The 16,370-nt window shown below is 59.5% G+C and carries 15 protein-coding genes and 2 pseudogenes; 12 read left to right on the top strand and 5 right to left on the bottom strand.

The genetic code is table 11. The features are described from left to right. The first annotated feature begins 73 nt into the window (after positions 1 to 73). The 7 genes and pseudogenes from ANTHELSMS3_RS05965 to ANTHELSMS3_RS25935 all read left to right on the top strand — a co-directional run bounded on the left by ANTHELSMS3_RS05965 (position 74) and on the right by ANTHELSMS3_RS25935 (position 4,857). The gene (locus ANTHELSMS3_RS05965) at positions 74 to 1,066 is read left to right on the top strand and encodes a response regulator (RefSeq protein ID WP_094034083.1); all 993 of its coding nucleotides are present in this window, start codon (positions 74 to 76) and stop codon (positions 1,064 to 1,066) included. Next, positions 1,057 to 1,272, top strand: a complete 216-nt coding sequence (locus ANTHELSMS3_RS25415) for a hypothetical protein (protein ID WP_157733410.1) — start codon at positions 1,057 to 1,059, stop codon at positions 1,270 to 1,272. Before ANTHELSMS3_RS05965 ends, ANTHELSMS3_RS25415 begins: the two co-directional genes overlap by 10 nt. A 620-nt stretch (positions 1,273 to 1,892) precedes the next feature. After that, complete coding sequence (locus ANTHELSMS3_RS05975) at positions 1,893 to 2,159, top strand: hypothetical protein (RefSeq protein ID WP_094034085.1); 267 nt, start codon at positions 1,893 to 1,895, stop codon at positions 2,157 to 2,159. Positions 2,160 to 2,171: 12 nt separating this feature from the next. Beyond that, positions 2,172 to 2,498: an efflux RND transporter periplasmic adaptor subunit gene (locus ANTHELSMS3_RS05980; protein WP_094034086.1), complete on the top strand. Its 327-nt coding sequence runs from the start codon at positions 2,172 to 2,174 to the stop codon at positions 2,496 to 2,498. 175 nt (positions 2,499 to 2,673) lie between these two features. After that, positions 2,674 to 3,279, top strand: a pseudogene (locus ANTHELSMS3_RS25925) (efflux RND transporter permease subunit). An 11-nt stretch (positions 3,280 to 3,290) separates the two neighbouring features. After that, entirely contained in the window at positions 3,291 to 3,365 is a 75-nt protein-coding gene (locus ANTHELSMS3_RS25930; protein WP_254694913.1) for a hypothetical protein, read from the top strand. A 41-nt stretch (positions 3,366 to 3,406) separates the two neighbouring features. Then, positions 3,407 to 4,857, top strand: a pseudogene (locus ANTHELSMS3_RS25935) (efflux RND transporter permease subunit). 261 nt (positions 4,858 to 5,118) lie between these two features. Here the strand turns inward: ANTHELSMS3_RS25935 and ANTHELSMS3_RS05990 are convergent. Beyond that, a complete protein-coding gene (locus tag ANTHELSMS3_RS05990) occupies positions 5,119 to 6,918 on the bottom strand; it encodes an NAD(P)/FAD-dependent oxidoreductase (RefSeq protein ID WP_094034087.1) in 1,800 nt (599 codons plus the stop codon). Between the two features lie 145 nt (positions 6,919 to 7,063). Next, positions 7,064 to 8,824 (bottom strand): sigma-54-dependent Fis family transcriptional regulator, encoded by a 1,761-nt coding sequence (locus ANTHELSMS3_RS05995; RefSeq protein WP_094034088.1) that lies wholly within the window; start codon positions 8,822 to 8,824, stop codon positions 7,064 to 7,066. Positions 8,825 to 9,073: 249 nt separating this feature from the next. On the opposite strand from ANTHELSMS3_RS05995, the gene ANTHELSMS3_RS06000 reads away from it, so the two are divergent. Genes ANTHELSMS3_RS06000 through arsH form a run of 3 tightly spaced genes read left to right on the top strand, consistent with a single transcriptional unit; the run spans position 9,074 to position 11,227 of the window. Beyond that, entirely contained in the window at positions 9,074 to 9,445 is a 372-nt protein-coding gene (locus ANTHELSMS3_RS06000; RefSeq protein WP_094034089.1) for an ArsR/SmtB family transcription factor, read from the top strand. Continuing rightward, positions 9,442 to 10,479, top strand: a complete 1,038-nt coding sequence (arsB, locus tag ANTHELSMS3_RS06005) for an ACR3 family arsenite efflux transporter (RefSeq protein WP_094034090.1) — start codon at positions 9,442 to 9,444, stop codon at positions 10,477 to 10,479. Before ANTHELSMS3_RS06000 ends, arsB begins: the two co-directional genes overlap by 4 nt. Positions 10,480 to 10,507: 28 nt before the next feature. Continuing rightward, the gene (gene arsH / locus ANTHELSMS3_RS06010) at positions 10,508 to 11,227 is read left to right on the top strand and encodes an arsenical resistance protein ArsH (protein ID WP_094034091.1); all 720 of its coding nucleotides are present in this window, start codon (positions 10,508 to 10,510) and stop codon (positions 11,225 to 11,227) included. A gap of 12 nt (positions 11,228 to 11,239) precedes the next feature. On the opposite strand, the gene ANTHELSMS3_RS06015 is transcribed toward arsH, so the two are convergent. The 3 genes from ANTHELSMS3_RS06015 to ANTHELSMS3_RS06025 form a co-directional block, all read right to left on the bottom strand. Then, entirely contained in the window at positions 11,240 to 12,004 is a 765-nt protein-coding gene (locus ANTHELSMS3_RS06015) for an SDR family oxidoreductase (RefSeq protein ID WP_094034092.1), read from the bottom strand. Between the two features lie 69 nt (positions 12,005 to 12,073). Beyond that, positions 12,074 to 13,132 carry an ABC transporter ATP-binding protein gene (locus ANTHELSMS3_RS06020; RefSeq protein WP_094034093.1) on the bottom strand — a complete coding sequence of 353 codons (1,059 nt, stop codon included), beginning with the start codon at positions 13,130 to 13,132 and terminating at the stop codon, positions 12,074 to 12,076. A gap of 16 nt (positions 13,133 to 13,148) precedes the next feature. Further along, a complete protein-coding gene (locus ANTHELSMS3_RS06025) occupies positions 13,149 to 13,931 on the bottom strand; it encodes an IclR family transcriptional regulator (RefSeq protein ID WP_094034094.1) in 783 nt (260 codons plus the stop codon). A gap of 126 nt (positions 13,932 to 14,057) precedes the next feature. Here ANTHELSMS3_RS06025 and ANTHELSMS3_RS06030 point away from each other — a divergent pair, with 126 nt between their 5' ends. Together ANTHELSMS3_RS06030 and ANTHELSMS3_RS06035 are read left to right on the top strand one after the other, a co-directional pair. Then, positions 14,058 to 15,308, top strand: a complete 1,251-nt coding sequence (locus tag ANTHELSMS3_RS06030) for an ABC transporter substrate-binding protein (RefSeq protein WP_198319888.1) — start codon at positions 14,058 to 14,060, stop codon at positions 15,306 to 15,308. A gap of 155 nt (positions 15,309 to 15,463) precedes the next feature. Further along, entirely contained in the window at positions 15,464 to 16,366 is a 903-nt protein-coding gene (locus ANTHELSMS3_RS06035) for a carbohydrate ABC transporter permease (protein ID WP_094034095.1), read from the top strand. The last annotated feature ends 4 nt before the right edge of the window (positions 16,367 to 16,370 follow it).

Raw genomic sequence — 16,370 nt, forward strand, 5'->3', positions numbered from 1 at the left:
ATCCGGACAGGGCAAACTTTTTGCCCTGTCCGGGACAACTCCCAACGCGTGCAACCAATGATAGGAGCCGGACATGAGAATTCTCGCGGTAGACGACAGTCCCATTTCCCGAGACTTGATACCTATGATTTTCGCGACTTCCGGTTTCCCACCCGTTCACGTTGCCGAAAGTGGCCATATGGCCTTGTCCATCCTCAGCAACGGGGATGAGCAATTCGATTGTCTCGTTCTGGATATCGAAATGCCGGAAATGGACGGGATAGAACTGTGCGCCCGTATCCGGAGGCTGCCACGCTATCGTGACACGCCCATTATCATGCTTACGGCCCGCGACGACGCTGACACCATCGAAGCCGCCTTTGCCGCCGGAGCAAATGACTACATTTTCAAACGCTCTACCGCGAAAGACTTGGTCGGGCGCGTACACGTCGCAAAGCGGATGTTGCACCGCAATGACTGCATGGTATTGCAGAACATGGACCGCGATCACGGCCCTCAGGCCCGATCCCTCCGCTCTGGCCGCCACAAGTTCGCTCTTTCGGACAGTCTTTTGGTGGAGGGTGTCGAAAGACTGATCCTTCCGTTCTCGCTAGGTAACTACCTGACGCAGCTGCCCAGCGAGGCCTTGTCGGACGTCCGCCTCTTTGGCGTCCAGATCGAGGATCCAATCCGTCATTACTACGACAATACAACACCGGATTTTGTCGACATCCTTGAACGGTGCGCTGGCGGAATTCGGGCGACCGTAAACACCGAGCGCCTGTTGATGGCATACCAAGGGAACGGGGCTTTTTATTGCATCGCACGCAATATCGACCCGGGTTATCCGCCGGAGCTGGAAGCAGGCATAAACAGCTACCTCGAAACCTGCGAGAATGCGAGCGCACTCGCGGCGTTGCAATCCGTGAGGGTTTGCGTCGGAACGCCGATCACCCCCAATGCACGACGTGGACAACGTGTGCGCCTGTCCTTCGATCGTGTGCAAGAGCGTATGGATGCTCGGACCAAGATAGGCGCTACAATACAGCCGCTTCAATCAGAACAGGAGACTGCAGGATGGCGATAATCATTTATATGCTCAGTAGCTTCATCGGCTTGTTCGCCGCCATCGTCGGGTATGTGTTTTTTGGACTAAATTTTGCAGATGCCTTTCTGGTCTATAGCGCCGGTTCTATCGCATTGGGAACTCTGATTGTTTCGGGCAGTCTCTTGCTGGGTGAGACGCCACATTCAAGTGCTCATGACCACCGAAAAAGGCAGACGACTTCCTGAACTCGCTCCCCTCATGTGCCCGAACTGAGGCTACGCTCCTCTTCGAATTTCGGGCACAGACAAAAGCTATGATTTTCCTAATCGCTGGTCTTCGCCGAGAAGAAGCGCGAGCCAGCAAAAATGATCCCATAGAAGGGTCAATCGACGTCCAAAACGACAGGCATAGATCGATGGTCTTCATACTCCCTGGCCGTCGGACGTTAGTTTTGGATTTTGCGTGCGTGAACGATTTCCAGGATCGCCGCGCAAGCTGATACGACAAGACGCCTATCGAGCAGAACTTGCATGAGTTGCGGCACAGCGTTCGCAAGATCATTCGGGCAGCCAGCAATGAGCTGACCTACGGGCGTAGTCCTCATTCCGCCTACGGCTGTCCCAAGGCAGCACAATAGTCTCACTTCACCCACCGGCCACAAATGCTCTGCAGACAGAATGTCCGAGTGATTTGGGTAATCGTGGCGGAGCTCTGCGCGTTTTGCGCGCGCTAGATTAAAATCCGGCGGAAGAGGCAAAGAAAGCCATTTTACTGCGACGGGAACCTGTGCGTCTAGAGTAGAGCTCCTAAAAAACCACTTGGTGGCCAATTGGCGCCGGCATGGCAATTCTGCGGACCAACTTGAATGAAAACGATTATCTCCAGCTTGGTTGGGGTGGCAATTATTGCGCTGGCTTGGGTCCTGACTTTTGGGATGCCCGGCAAACAGGCGGATGCGGCTGCGGCCAGCGGACCCGTTGGCGCATCGGCAACGTCTGGTGCGCTTGGGCCCGGCGAGGATGGCGGTCGCCGTGGCGGCGGGGCCACCGTTGTCACGGTCCCCGACCAGTCGGTCCTGACGGTTGAGTTTGGTCTGTCGGATCGCGCGGCGCCGGTTGTTCAGGTGGGGTAAAAGGTCCGGTTGATGACGGCCTCCTTGCCGGGGCGCGTTTTCGAAGGGATCGTGGAGGGGTTCGAACGGCAGATCGACAGCACCACTCGCACGATCAAGGTTCGCGCTACGGCCAACAATGCAGAAGGGCTGATGCTGCCGGGCATGATTATTAACGTAGTTCTGTCGCGCGACAATGCACCGCTGCCGAGTGTGCCTGCAGTTGCCCTGACGTGGAGCCGTGCGGGCGCGCCGGTCTGGGTTGTCGAAGACGGCAAGGCCCAGACTGTCAGCGCTGCCATTCGTCATCGAGCTAACGATACTGTCTGGCTAGAGGCCGATCTGAAACCGGGCCAGTAAGTGGTTGTCAAGGGCGTTCAAAAGCTGCGCGAAGGGGCTGCGGTTGTCACTGGGAGTGGACCACATGCGTCTGGACCCGCTGACATAAGCGATGCGGGTGCGCCACCTGCCACGAGCCGGCTGTTGACGCGTCACAATTCGGGACCCCTGACACGCTTGCCAAGCGCGTGAACTGATGTCGATTCAACAGATCCGCAGCGGGATTGCCGATACATTTGTCGCGCGTCCCGTGCTGGCCATTGTGCTGAACCTTGTGATCGCCTTCGCCGGGTTTGCGGCGCCGAACGGCGTCGAAGTGCGCGAAATGCCCAATGTTGATCAACCTGTGCTGTCTGTCACGGTAACATGGGATGGCACCGCGCTGGAAACGGTCGATGCCGAGGTCACTGCAGTCATTGAGGACGTTTTGGGGTAGCTTGATGGTATGAAATCTGTTTCGGCCTCTTCCAGCTATGGCCGCAGCAGGCTGACGATTGATCTCAACGACGGCAATATCAATATCGCTGCCAGCGAGGTCAGTGAAATCTTGACCCGAACCGAACGGCAACTGCTTGAAGGGATCGACGACCCAACAGTCACAAAGAACGATTCTGACGTCGCTCCCATCATCCGCCTCGCCCTCATGGGAGATGCGTCGATGAAGGATTTGACGGACATGGCCGAGAGTCTGATCACCGAGCGGCTTTCGTCATTCGCAGGCATGGCGGAATTTCAGGTGGCAGGTGCCCAGGCGAATGAATTCCCGATCGGAGTACCGCTGCCCTCACTTCCAACACCATAACATTGTTGGCGTTGGTTCTGGCGACCGGCATGGTGGTGGATGACGCCATCGTCGTGATCGTAAACATCGTGCGCCGTCGCCATTAGGGTATGGGGGCACGCGTGCTGCGGCCAGCGGCACAAATGAGGTGTTTTTCGCCGTAATTTCGACCACTGCAACGCTTGCAGCAGTGTCTATCCCGATTTCGCTTTTGCCGGGGCAGGCAGGGGGGATCTTTTCCGAATTTGGGTTTGTCCTCGCGTTCTGCGTGTTGCTGTCGTCTTTTGTTGCGCAGACGTTGGCGCTGGTGCTTGCCGCGCCAGCCATCGCGATCGGCGCCGACGTCGCCTTTGCCATCGTGTCGTTTGGCACCTATTCAAATCTGTCGTCGACGCTGACCCCGGCCGAGGACCGCGGCGCATTTTTAATTCGCGGCACTGCGCCGTCGGCTGCAAGCCTGTCTTTCACGGACGAGCAGATGCAAAAGGTCGAGGCCTTTTTGCAGCCCTATGTTGACAGCGGAGAGATCGCAGCCGTGCAAACGCTGATCGGCCGGGGCGGAACGTCCAGCGCGACGGTCATAGTGCGCCTTACCGATTGGGAGGACTGCGACCGCAGCCAGCGAGAAATTCTAGCCGAACTGAATCCAAGGTTAAGCACCATACCCGGCATCTCTGTCTTCGCGATTTCGCCCAACAGACTGGGTATCCGTGGCGCCGGGCGGGGGTTGCAGTTTGCCTTTTTGGGCAACGACTATGCCCGCCTTGCCGCCGAGGGCGACGCGCTTGTCGCGCCGATGGAGGCGGATCGCGCCTTGTCAAACCCGAACCTGCCCTATGACGCGACCACGCCGCTTATGAACGTTGAAATCGACCGGGAAATGGCGACGGAACTTGGTCTGTCGCCCGCCAGCATCGCAACAACAATCAACACGCTGACTCAGGGCATTACAGCAACAGAGGTCTTTGTCGAGGGTGAGAAAACGGATGTTCGGCTCGTGCCCGGCGGCAAACCGATCCGGGACCCGTCAGACATTGAGAACGTCTGGATCCGCAGAAAGGACGGTGCCTTTGTGCCCCTTTCAGCCGTTGTGACACTGACACCGACCTCAACCGTGTCCAGCCTTGCCCGCGAGGATTTTGCTTGCGCGGTTCCGGGCGAGACCAATCTGGGCGCTGGTGTCAGTCTGGGGGTGCCGCCGCGCGCGCCGAGGTACTGGCCGCAGAGGTCCTGTCCAACGATGTGCGCTTTGTCTTTCGCGGCGAGGCGGTGACGCTGGAAGATGCGCAATCCGGCACGGCCATGGTCTTTGGTATCGCGCTTGTTGTTCTGCTGGTGCTGGCAGCCCAATTCGAAAGCTTTGCCTCTGCGGTAGTCATCATGCTGACTGTGCCCTTTGGGCTAGGCGCGGCGGTGCTAGCGATCTGGCTGACAGGCGGGACGCTCAACTACTACAGTCAGATTGGCCTTGTGATTCTGAACGGGATCATGGCCAAGAGCGGTATCCTGATTGTCGAGTTTGCCAATCAGTCGCGAGAGCAGGGCCGTGATCTGGACAGCGCAATCCGCGATGCGATGCGGTGCGCCTGCGCCCGGTGATGATGACGGCGGTGTCGACAGTTGTCGGCGGGTTGGCTTTGCTACCGTCTTCACCCTGTTCCTGACGCTGGTCTTTTTCCGTCTCATTGCCCCGTTGGGGGCAACCCCCGGCCGTGCGGCGCATAAACTGACCGCTGAAAAGGACGCAGTATTGGTCGGAACGTAATGTTGCGGAAGGCCCAAGTTTGTCCTGAAATGCTGACTCCTGGTGGCAGGGGCAACATAAATCGCCCCGGGTTTTGACCCGGGGCGATTTATGCGTCAGCTTAAATGATGCACCTCTTGTAGACCGTAGACCGGCGTTTCCAGCCCCTCTAGCCGCGCTTTCAATTGCAAGGCCAAATATAACGAATAATGCCGCGATTGGTGCAGGTTGCCGCCGTGCATCCATAGGTTCTGCTGCTGAGTCGGTTTCCACATGTTGCGCTGTTCACCTTCCCAAGGACCGGGGTCTTTGGTGGTGTCCGATCCCAGCCCCCAAACCTTGCCAATCTTGTCCGCGACGTCCTGACTGATGAGGTCGGCGGCCCACCCGTTCATTGATCCGTAGCCCGTTGCCATCACCACCAGATCAGCTTCCAACCGGGTGCCATCTGCAAGAACGACAGCATCCGCCTCGAAGTGATCGACCTGTCCATGAGCCAACTTTATCTCGCCATCAATGATCAACTGGCTTGCGCCGACGTCGATGTAGTATCCCGACGCCCGACGCAGGTATTTCATGAACAAGCCCGAACCATCGTCGCCCCAGTCATGCTCAAACCCGGCTTTTTCCAGTCCGGCGTAGAACTCTGCGTCGCGCTCGCGGATCTGGTCGTATACGGGGATCTGGAATTCATGCATGATGCGGTAGGGCAAAGAGGCAAAGATCATATCCGCCTTTTCCGTGGTCACACCATTGGCCACCGCTTCCTCGGAATACAGCGCACCAAGCCCGATCTCCATCAACGATTCTGACCGCACGATATGGGTCGAGGACCGCTGAACCATCGTCACATCGACATCGTGTTCCCACAGCGCGGCACAGATATCATGCGCCGAATTGTTGGAACCAATGACGACCACCTTTTTGCCGGTCCAGGCATCCGGCCCGTCGTGTTGCGAGGAATGCTGGATCGTGCCGGCGAAGCTTTCCATGCCCGCGAACTCTGGCACAAAGGCCTTGCCCGACATGCCGGTCGCAAGCACCAGTTGTGTCGGTTTCAACACCACTTTTTCGCCGTCACGATTAACCTCGATGGTCCATTCGTTGGCGACCTCGTCAAAGCTGGCTTTGGTCACTTCTGACCGCGACCAATAGTTCAGCTCCATCACTTTGGTGTACATTTCCAGCCAATCACCGACCTTGTCCTTGGGGGTGAAAACCGGCCAGTTGTCGGGAAACTTGAGATAGGGCAGGTGATCGTACCAGACAGGGTCATGCAGGCTAAGCGATTTATAGCGGTTGCGCCATTGGTCGCCGGGACGGTCGTGCTTGTCCAAAACGATTGTCGGCACGCCGAGTTGGCGCAGCCGTGCGCCCAAGGCGATGCCGCCCTGCCCGCCGCCGATGATCACGGTGTAGGGCTGGGTGTCATAGCCAAGGCTCGCGGCTTCAGCCTCTCTTTCCTCTTTCCACGTGGTGCGGTTTTTGCCCGCCCCGTGTTTCGCCCCCATCGGGCGCCGTTTACCGCGCGGTTCCTCAAACCCCTTGAGTTCCTGCAAGGCTGTCAGCAGCGTCCAGATGCGTTCGTCTTTCAGTCGCATCAGGCCCCAGCCGCGTCCTGTCGCGGTTTCAAACGTGATCCACGCTGTGGTGATCCCGCCCTCCTCCGTGGGGACCTCACCGTCTTGCAGCTGAAAGTTTTCGGGTTTGACTGTCGCCAATTGGCTGTGCAGCATCGCACCGATGTCATCTGGGCCCTCGGCCGTCTTGAGGTTCCATGTAAAGGCAACCAGATCGCGCCAATAGCTGTCGGTTGCAAACTGCGCCTTGATCCGGTCCACGTCTTCAGCGGCAAATGCCGCGTTCAATGTGTCCAGCACCTCCTGCGTGCGGGTCGTCACTGTGGTATCGAGCATCGCGTCTCCTCCTCATTCGCGCCTCTGATGCAGGACTATCCGGCACGACTGTCCCGTCGCGCTACAGCGATGGGCCGAATTTTCAGATGCAGCGTGAGAAAAGCGGGGCAGACGTTGCGCGCGCAACGTCGTGCAACATCCGCAATCAGGCAGGTGCGATCAGACCGGCGCGGCGCATTCGGCGCAACACGGTTGACCGATTGACACCCAGTCGCCGGGCAGCCTGCGCCATGTTCCATCCGCAAGCATTCAGCACCTCCTCCAGAGAGTCGCCGCCGGTGGGCGCGCTGACATCCGTGGCCGGAGGCGGTAAATCGGGTAGGTCGATCACATCGCCGTCCCGCAGGGCGATGGCGGCATCCAGAACGCGTTCCAGCTCATGCAGGTTGCCGGGCCAGACGCGACCGGTCAGATCAGCCCGCGCAGCGGGTGACAGGCGCAGGTCATCAGGAGCGCGGCGGCGCAGAAGTCGGTCGACCAACCATCCCAGATCCTGCCGTTTTCGCAGCGGAGGCAAGGCAAGTGGAGCACCAGACAGGCGATAGAACAGCGGTTTGTGAAAAGAGCCGTCGCGGATCATTTGCCCCAAATCAACGCAGGACGTGGCAACCGTGCGCAAACCGGGTCGCTCGTCCAGAAGTGACGGCAACAATGCTTGCGCATCTGGGGGCAGGTCTTCGATGCGGCGCAGAAGTACTGTGGCAAGGGTCGGGCCCGACGGCCCCAGTGTTTCGATCAGACGGCCAGCGGTTTGCGCCGCGCATTCGACGGTCACCAAGCGGCGGTCCGGGCCGGCTGCGACGTGGATCGCGCGCGCCAGCCTTGTCTTGCCGGTTCCGGTTTCTCCGGTCAGCAGTAGGGGCACATCCGTCAACGCCAGTCGTTCAGCCTGTTTCAACAGACGCTGCATCACTGGATCTGGGCCCGCCAGACCGCCCAGTGCGCCCCCGCTCTGGCGTTGTCGCCCGGTCAGAGGCCCCGGCGATCTGGGCGCTTTGGGCGCGATGGCATGACCGAACAGCGCGCCACCCTCGCGGATATTGACCACTCGGTCTTCGGTCGGACGGTCCCGCATTAGATCGGGCAGATCGTCGACCGAAAGATCCAGAATGGAATCGATCCTCTGTCCCAGCAAAGAGCCGGTTTCGCCCCTGAACAGCATGTCGGCGGCACGGGTAAACCCGATGATCCGCCCCGATCCATCCAGTGTCAGCGCGGCCTCGGGGTCGACATCCAGAAATTCAGGGCTGGCAGACAAGCGCAGCACCCAGTCCCGCCGACTTTGCGCCATCAGGTTGGCCATTTCGACCCGACGGGCCGAGGCGGTCACCAGGCTCATCGCAAGGTTCTGGCTGGACTTTGGAGAGGGGGATTGCAGCAGTGAAATGTCCAGCACGGCCGCTAGTTGGCCCATACTGTCATAGATCGGGGCAGCTGTGCAGGACAGGGCCGTATGGGCGTTGCCGAAATGGTCATCCTGATGAATGGTCACGGGCTCTCCGGTGACGATACAGGCCCCGGCGGCAGAGGTTCCGGTCAGATCCTCGGCCCAATGCGCGCCCATAAACAGCCCGGAGGTGCGCAGTTCTCGCTCAAATTCGGGATCGCCGAAGAAGTCGACACAGACGCCTTTGGCATCGGTCAGAAGCACGGTGTAGTTTTGACGGGCCACCTGTCGGAACAGGTTTTGCAACCCGGATCGTGCAGAGGAAATCAGTCGCTCCGCCTGCATGCGGTGCTCTTTGAGTTCGGTTTCGGTAACGATATGCGCCGGATCCGTCCGCGCTGGGTCCAAGCCATAGATCTCGACGCATCGCTTCCACGAGTCAGCAACCTGACGGTCGCGTCCCGTGGTGCGCCCTTCCAGAACGCGTTCTATTTCCTCGACGTGATGACGTGTTATCATGTCTTCCGTCCAAAAATTTGCTGCGAAAGTTAAGCACGGACAGGCAGGCTTGGCGACGCGCCTAAAGTCGGTGTTGTTTTGGGCGCCTCCAAGAGGTCCGCATATGGGGAACGTCCAAGATCATGGGATCGCCATCGGAACAGGCGATCAGGGACGCGCAGTGCCGTCTGGGTTCTCTGTGGTGACATGACTGCCATGCACGGCCATTCGGGGTCTTGCTAAGATCATCAGTTCCATTATACATGAAGTATGGAAAAGATGGACGCAATCTCTAGCCTCGCCGCACTTGCCCACGACATGCGGATTGATGTTTTCCGCCTGTTGATCCGGGCCGGGGCCGACGGTGTCGCCGCCGGTCAAATTGCCAAGACGTTGCAAATTCGCCCGAACACGCTGTCCAACAACCTCACTATCCTGTCTGCAGCGGGCCTTGTCACCTCACAGCGCGAAGGCCGATCGGTCCGGTATTTTGCCAATATGGACGGGATGCGCACGTTGCTGTCCTTTTTGATGGAGGATTGCTGCGGCGGGCGGGCGGAACTGTGCCAACCCGTCCTTGACCAGATCGCTTGCCCATCCACCGCTAACTGCAAGATACGACCCAGGGAAACCGAAATATGACTGATACGACCCCCTCTGACAGTGCCCTTGGTACCTTTGAACGCTATCTGACCTTGTGGGTCGCGCTGGCCATGATCGCCGGGTTGGCGATCGGCACGCTGGCCCCCGGGTTGGTGCAGGCTATTGCGGCGGCCGAGGTCGCCAACATCAACTTGGTCGTCGCTGTGCTGATCTGGGCGATGGTTTACCCGATGATGGTGGGCGTGGATTTCGGTGCCGTGGCGGGCGTTGCCCGACAACCGCGCGGCTTGATCGTGACACTGGTGGTCAATTGGCTGATCAAGCCCTTCACCATGGCGCTGCTGGCGGTTCTGTTCTTTAACTACGTCTTTGCGCCATGGATCGCGCCCGAGGACGCCGCCCAATACACAGCCGGGTTGATCCTGTTGGGGGCGGCCCCCTGCACGGCGATGGTCTTTGTCTGGTCGCAACTGACGCGCGGGGACGCCACCTATACGCTGGTGCAGGTATCTGTGAACGATCTGATCATGGTTGTCGCCTTTGCGCCCATCGTGGCCTTTCTACTGGGCGTGACAGAGATATCAGTGCCGTGGGAAACACTGGTTCTGGCGACGGTGCTTTACGTTGTACTGCCGCTGGTCGCAGGTTTGCTGACACGGCGGGCGCTGGGCAGCCCGAAGGCGATTGAAGCGTTCACCGCGCGGGTCAAACCGTGGTCCGTGGTCGGCCTGATTGCAACCGTCGCCATCCTGTTCGGTCTGCAAGGCGAGGTGATCCTATCGCGCCCATTGGTGATTGCCCTGATCGCTGTGCCAATCGTTATCCAAAGCTATGGCATTTTTGCGCTGGCCTATGGCGCGGCCTACGCGCTGAAGGTGCCGCACAAGATCGCTGCCCCCTGCGCAATGATCGGCACCTCCAACTTTTTCGAACTGGCCGTAGCCGTCGCGATCAGCCTGTTCGGCCTCAACTCTGGTGCGGCGCTGGCCACTGTTGTCGGCGTGCTGGTCGAGGTGCCGGTGATGTTGTCACTTGTCTATTTCGCCAACCGCACGCGCGCCCGTTTCGCCTGAAATTCTCTCAATTCCCGGACTGACCTCGATGAATGATATGCCCCAACTGAACGACGATAGCGTTTTGCCAATCACGGTCGAGACTTTGTTTCCCAAGACGCCCAGCACCCATGCGCCGCGCATCCTGATCCTGTACGGATCGCTGCGCGAGCGCAGTTATGCCCGCCTTAGCGCTGAAGAGGCCGCGCGCATCCTAACCCGCTTTGGTGCAGAGGTGCGCGTCTTTGACCCGCGCGGACTGCCGCAGGTCGATACAGAAGAGCCAGATCACCCCAAGGTCGCTGAGTTGCGCGAACTCGTCACATGGTCTGAGGGCATGGTGTGGTCTTCTCCTGAACGGCATGGCGCGATGACCGGGCTGATGAAATCGCAGATTGACTGGATTCCGCTGTCGATGGGCGGCGTGCGTCCAACACAAGGCAAGACACTAGCCGTGATGCAGGTCTGCGGCGGTAGCCAAAGTTTCAATACCGTCAACCAGTTGCGCATCCTTGGCCGTTGGATGCGCTTGCTGACTATTCCGAACCAATCGTCGATTGCGCGGGCATGGGATGAGTTTGATGATGCGGGCCGGATGAAGCCCTCGCCTTTTTACAACCGGATCGTCGATGTGATGGAGGAACTGGTCAAGTTCACCCTGCTCACGCGCGATATCCGCGACCATCTGGTTGATCGCTATTCGGAACGGGTCGAAAGCCGGGCCGAATTGTCAAAGCGGGTCAATCAGGCTCAGGCGGTCGGCAGCTAACCGGGGAGGGGATCACAGCGAGGCTGTGATGCCTCCATCCACATACAACGTGTGCCCGTTGACAAAGCTCGACGCGTCCGAGGACAGGAAGACACAAGCGCCCACCAGTTCCTCAACGTTGCCCCAGCGACCTGCGGGCGTGCGTTTTTCCAGCCATGCGGAAAACTCGGGGTCATCAACCAGCGCCTTGTTCAAGGGTGTGTCGAAATAACCGGGCGCAATCGCGTTGCACTGCAACCCGTGTCGCGCCCAATCGGTTGCCATGCCCTTGGTCAGATTGCCGACTGCGCCCTTGGTCGTGGTGTAGGGCGCGATGCCGGGACGGGCGAGCGCGGTCTGAACAGAGGCGATATTGATGATCTTGCCGCGCCCGCGTTCGATCATGTGACGGGCGCAGGCCTGCCCGACGTGAAAAACACTGGCCACGTTGGTTTGCAGCAGCTTTTCGAACATCTCTGCGGGGAAATCTTCTAGCGGTGTGCGGTGCTGCATCCCGGCGTTGTTCACAAGGATGTCGATGGCCCCGTGGTCCGCCTCAAACCCGTCAACAGCGGCGCGCACGCCCGCGTGGTCGGTGGCGTCGAACGCGAGTTCAAACACTGTTGCGCCCTCATCCCGCAGGGTTGCGGCTGCGGCGGACAGCTTGGCCGTGTCGCGCCCGTTCAGCACAACCTCGGCGCCCGCCTGTGCCAGCCCGCGCGTCAGCGCCAGCCCGATGCCTTGTGATGATCCGGTGATCAGCGCGCGCCGACCGTTCAGCGAAAACAGACCTGACATGAAACCCCTCCTCATTTTCCTTGCTCGGGATTGCGCGCAGCGCCGAGGAGGGATGTCAAGCCGAAGGTGTTACCGCAAACGGGCCTCTGTCGAGCCGTCAAAGAACAGCGCATCGGCCGGGTCAAAGGTCACGTCCACCGCGCTGCTTTCCGGGATGTCCTCGTCGCCGCGCGTCTCAACAATCATCTTGCCGCCATCCGGTGTCAGAATGTGGTCATAGGCCACGCCCCCCAACCGCTCACGGATGTCCAGTGTCAGGCCACCGCCCTCCACAACAGTCAAGTTCTGCGGGCGGACCCCCACCAGCACCGCGCTGCCCTCGGCGGGCAGAGTGACATTGGCGGATACCTCACGGCCCCCCAACGCGGGGACCGTCACCGCGTTGCCCGTCACCGTTCCGGCTAGAAAGTTCATGCTGGGAGAGCCGATAAATCCGGCGACAAAGCGGTTGTCCGGGTCTTTGTACAGATGCATCGGCGCGCCGACCTGTTCAATCTGGCCGGCGCGCAGCACCACGATCTTGTCGGCAAGGGTCATCGCCTCGACTTGATCATGGGTGACATAGATCATCGTCGCACCGATTTCCTTGTGCAGGCGGGCGATTTCCACCCGCATGTCGACACGCAGTTCAGCGTCTAGGTTCGACAGTGGCTCATCAAACAGGAATACCTCTGGCCCGCGCACAATGGCGCGCCCGATGGCGACCCGCTGGCGTTGACCACCGGACAGCGCCTTGGGCTTGCGTTTCAGGTAATCGTCCAGTTTCAGAATGCGCGATGCTTCTGCCACCTTTTCCTTGATCTCGGCCTTTGGGTGGCCGTTCATCCGCAGCCCAAACCCCATGTTTTCCTCGACCGACATGTGTGGATACAGGGCGTAGGTCTGGAACACCATTGCCACGCCGCGCTCTGCTGGTTCGGCGCGGGTTACATCCCGCACGCCGATCTCGACCTTGCCGTCAGTCGTCTCTTCGAGACCCGCGATCATCCGCAACAACGTCGATTTTCCGCAGCCCGATGGACCGACAAAGACGCAAAATTCCCCTTCCTCGATCCCTAGCGAGACTTCGTGGATGACTTTTGTCTCCCCGTATTTCTTGACGACGTTCGTCAAAGTGACACCGGACATGGGCGCTCCTCCCCCGTTAACCCGGAAACTGCCAGGTGCTGGCAGCCTCGGAAATCTCTTCGGCCGTTTTCAGAAGGGCGGGCCGAAATGCGGCCAACCCCTCCAGCGAATTGCGTTGTGTCGAATTGGTGATCGACAGCGCGCCAATCACCCGCCCCGCGCCGGACAGGATCGGGGCGGCGATGCAGATGATGCCCGGCTCATGTTCTTCGCGGTCATAGGCGATGCCCGCCTCCCGGATGGCATCCAGTTCGGCGCGAAATGTGGCGGCATCGGTCAGGGTTGCGGGTGTGTGGCGGTAAAAGGACTGTCGCGCGATCGCGGTTTCCCGGTCCGGCTCTGCTAGGTGGGCGATCATCGCCTTGCCGACGCCGGTGCAATAGCCCGGTCCCACCTTGCCAGCAGCGGAAAACATCTCGATCGGGCGCACGGCGTTGCGTTTGTCGACATACAGCACCTGCCCCTCGTCCAACTGGGCCAGGTGGATCGTTTCCCCAACCTGTCGCGACAGATCATCCAGAAACGGTCGCGCCACCGGGGCCAAAGAGCTTTGCCGCCACGCGGTATGCGCCAGCCGTACCAGCCGTAGCCCCGGCGCATAGGTCTGCGAGGCGTCGTCGTAACGCAGCATCCCTTGGTTCACGAGCGTTTGCAGCAGGCGGTATAGCGTGGCCTTTGGGTGGTTCGATGCCTCCAGAACCTCGCCGAACCGTACGGGACGGTCAAACCCGGCCACCTGTTCCAGCACCTCAAGCGCCTTGCCAACGGTGCCGTCGCCCGCGCGTCCTTGCTGGTTCATGGTGTCCTCCCCTGTCGCCGGTCGAGCCGACGAGACTGTTGACAGCGATAGCCTGAATCGGTCATGGTTTCAATAGTTGGAAATAGGTTTCATTATGTGGAACCGTCCGGCATTTGGGAGGATACCATGCTGAAGACTTTCACGCGCGCCGCCGGTGCGCTTGTTCTGACCACCGCGCTTGCACAACCGGCCTACGCCGATCTGTCGGGCACACTCCGGATCATGTCGGACATGTCGAACCCGGCGCCCCGCGCCATCATCGAAGGGTTGGCCGCTGATTTTGACGCGATGCACCCCGATCTCACGGTTGAGGTTGACGTGGTCGACCGCGAGGCTTGGAAAAGCCAGATCCGCAATGCTCTGACCGCCGATGCGCCAGATGTAATCAACTGGTACGCCGCAAACCGCATGGGCCCCTATGTCCGCGCGGGCCTGTTCGAGGACATCACGGACATGTGGGAAAACGGCGATCTGACCGGCCTCGACAGCGTCAAGGGCGCGATGACGATGGACGGCAAGCAGTGGGGCGTGCCCTATACCTACTACCAGTGGGGCATCTACTACCGCGAAGACATCTTTGATGAACTCGGCCTGACAGAGCCTGCGACCTTCGAAGAAGAGATCGCCAACTGCCAGAAAATCCTCGATTCAGGTCGCAAGTGCTACACCATCGGGACCAAGTTCCTGTGGACCGCGGGCGGCTGGTTCGATTACCTCAATATGCGCACCAACGGCTTTGACCACCACATGGCACTGGCCCGGGGTGAGTTGTCATGGACAGAGGACGAAGGCGTGCGCGCCACCTTTGCCAACTGGCGCAAGCTGATCGACATGGGCGCCTTCATCGACGATCACCAAACCTATTCTTGGCAAGAGGCGCTGCCCTTCTTCGTCAAGGGTGAGGCAACGGCCTACCTGATGGGGAACTTCGTGGTGCCGCACCTGCGCGAGGCTGGACTGACCGACGATCAGATCGACTTTTACCAATTCCCCAAGATCGGCGATCATCCGATGGGCGAAGACGCACCGACGGACACCTTCCACATCGCGTCGAACGCCAAGAACAAAGAGGCCGCGCGCGCCTTCCTGCAATATGTGACCTCGCCCGAGGTGCAGACCAAAATCAACGCCGCCGATGGTCTGGGCCAACTTCCGGTCAACTCAAACGCAACCGTTGGCGACGATGAATTCCTGCAGCAGGGCTTTGTCATGCTGTCGCAAAACGCGACCGGCGGAATTGCCCAGTTCTTTGACCGCGACTTCCCGGCAGAGATGGCCAAGACCGGCATGGAGGGCCTGCAAGAGTTCATGGTGTTCCCTGACAACCTTGACGACATCCTTGAGCGGCTCGAGTTCACCCGGCAAGACGTCTATTGACGGCGCGGCGGGGCAATCCCGCCCTCTCGTCACGGGTCCGGACATGTGCCGGGCCCGTACATCTTCCCCGGCAGCCATTTCTTCTTGGCTCAAATACTCCGGGGGTTTGGGGGCTGGCCCCCACACCGACACCTCCAAACGCGCAGGGTCCGTTCATGTCGATCGTCAAAGCCAACCGCCGCTGGAATCCCCAGATCGTCACACCGATCCTGTTCCTGCTGCCCGGAGTGCTGTTCTTTCTGCTCTATGTGATCATTCCCATCGGGCAGAGCTTTAACATCTCGTTCTATAAATGGGACGGGTTGGGAGAGGCCGAATGGGTCGGTCTGCGCAACTATGAACGCCTGATGCAGGACCGCGCCTTTGAGGTATCGCTCTGGAACAACATGAAATGGTTGGTGCTGTATCTGCTGGCGATCCCGGCGGGCCTGTTAATCGCTCTGTTCCTCAACCAGACAGTGACCGGCATCCGCCTGTATAAATCACTGTTCTTCTTTCCCTTTGTCATCAGCCAAGTGGTCGTGGGTCTTGTTTTCTCGTGGTTCTACTTGCCACGAGAGGGGTTGTTAAACGCAGTCATCACCACCTTTGGGATGGAGCCAATCAATGTACTGGGTGATCCAGTCCTGGCCACATACGGCGTCATCGCCGCCGGGCTTTGGCCGCAGACCGCCTATTGCATGATCTTGTATCTGACAGGTCTGAACGCGGTGGACCCCGAACAGATCGAGGCCGGTCGGTTGGACGGGGCCAAGCGTTGGCGGATGTTGTGGCATATCATCCTGCCGCAACTGCGCCCTGCAACGTTCATTGCCTTTGTCGTTACGATCATCGGTGCGTTGCGGTCCTTTGACCTGATTTCGATCATGACCAACGGCGGACCGTTCGGATCAACACGCGTGTTGTCGTTCTACATGTTCGAAAAGGCGCTGTCGGAATACGGGTTCCGCATGGGCTACGGCTCGGCCATCGCGGTGGTGCTGTTTCTGATCATGCTGGTCTTTATCGCCTACTTCCTGTGGTCGATGTGGCGCGAAGAACGGGCAGGGCGGCACTGATGGC

Origin of the sequence: Antarctobacter heliothermus (assembly GCF_002237555.1) — a bacterium.
In the GTDB taxonomy this organism is placed as follows: domain Bacteria; phylum Pseudomonadota; class Alphaproteobacteria; order Rhodobacterales; family Rhodobacteraceae; genus Antarctobacter; species Antarctobacter heliothermus_B.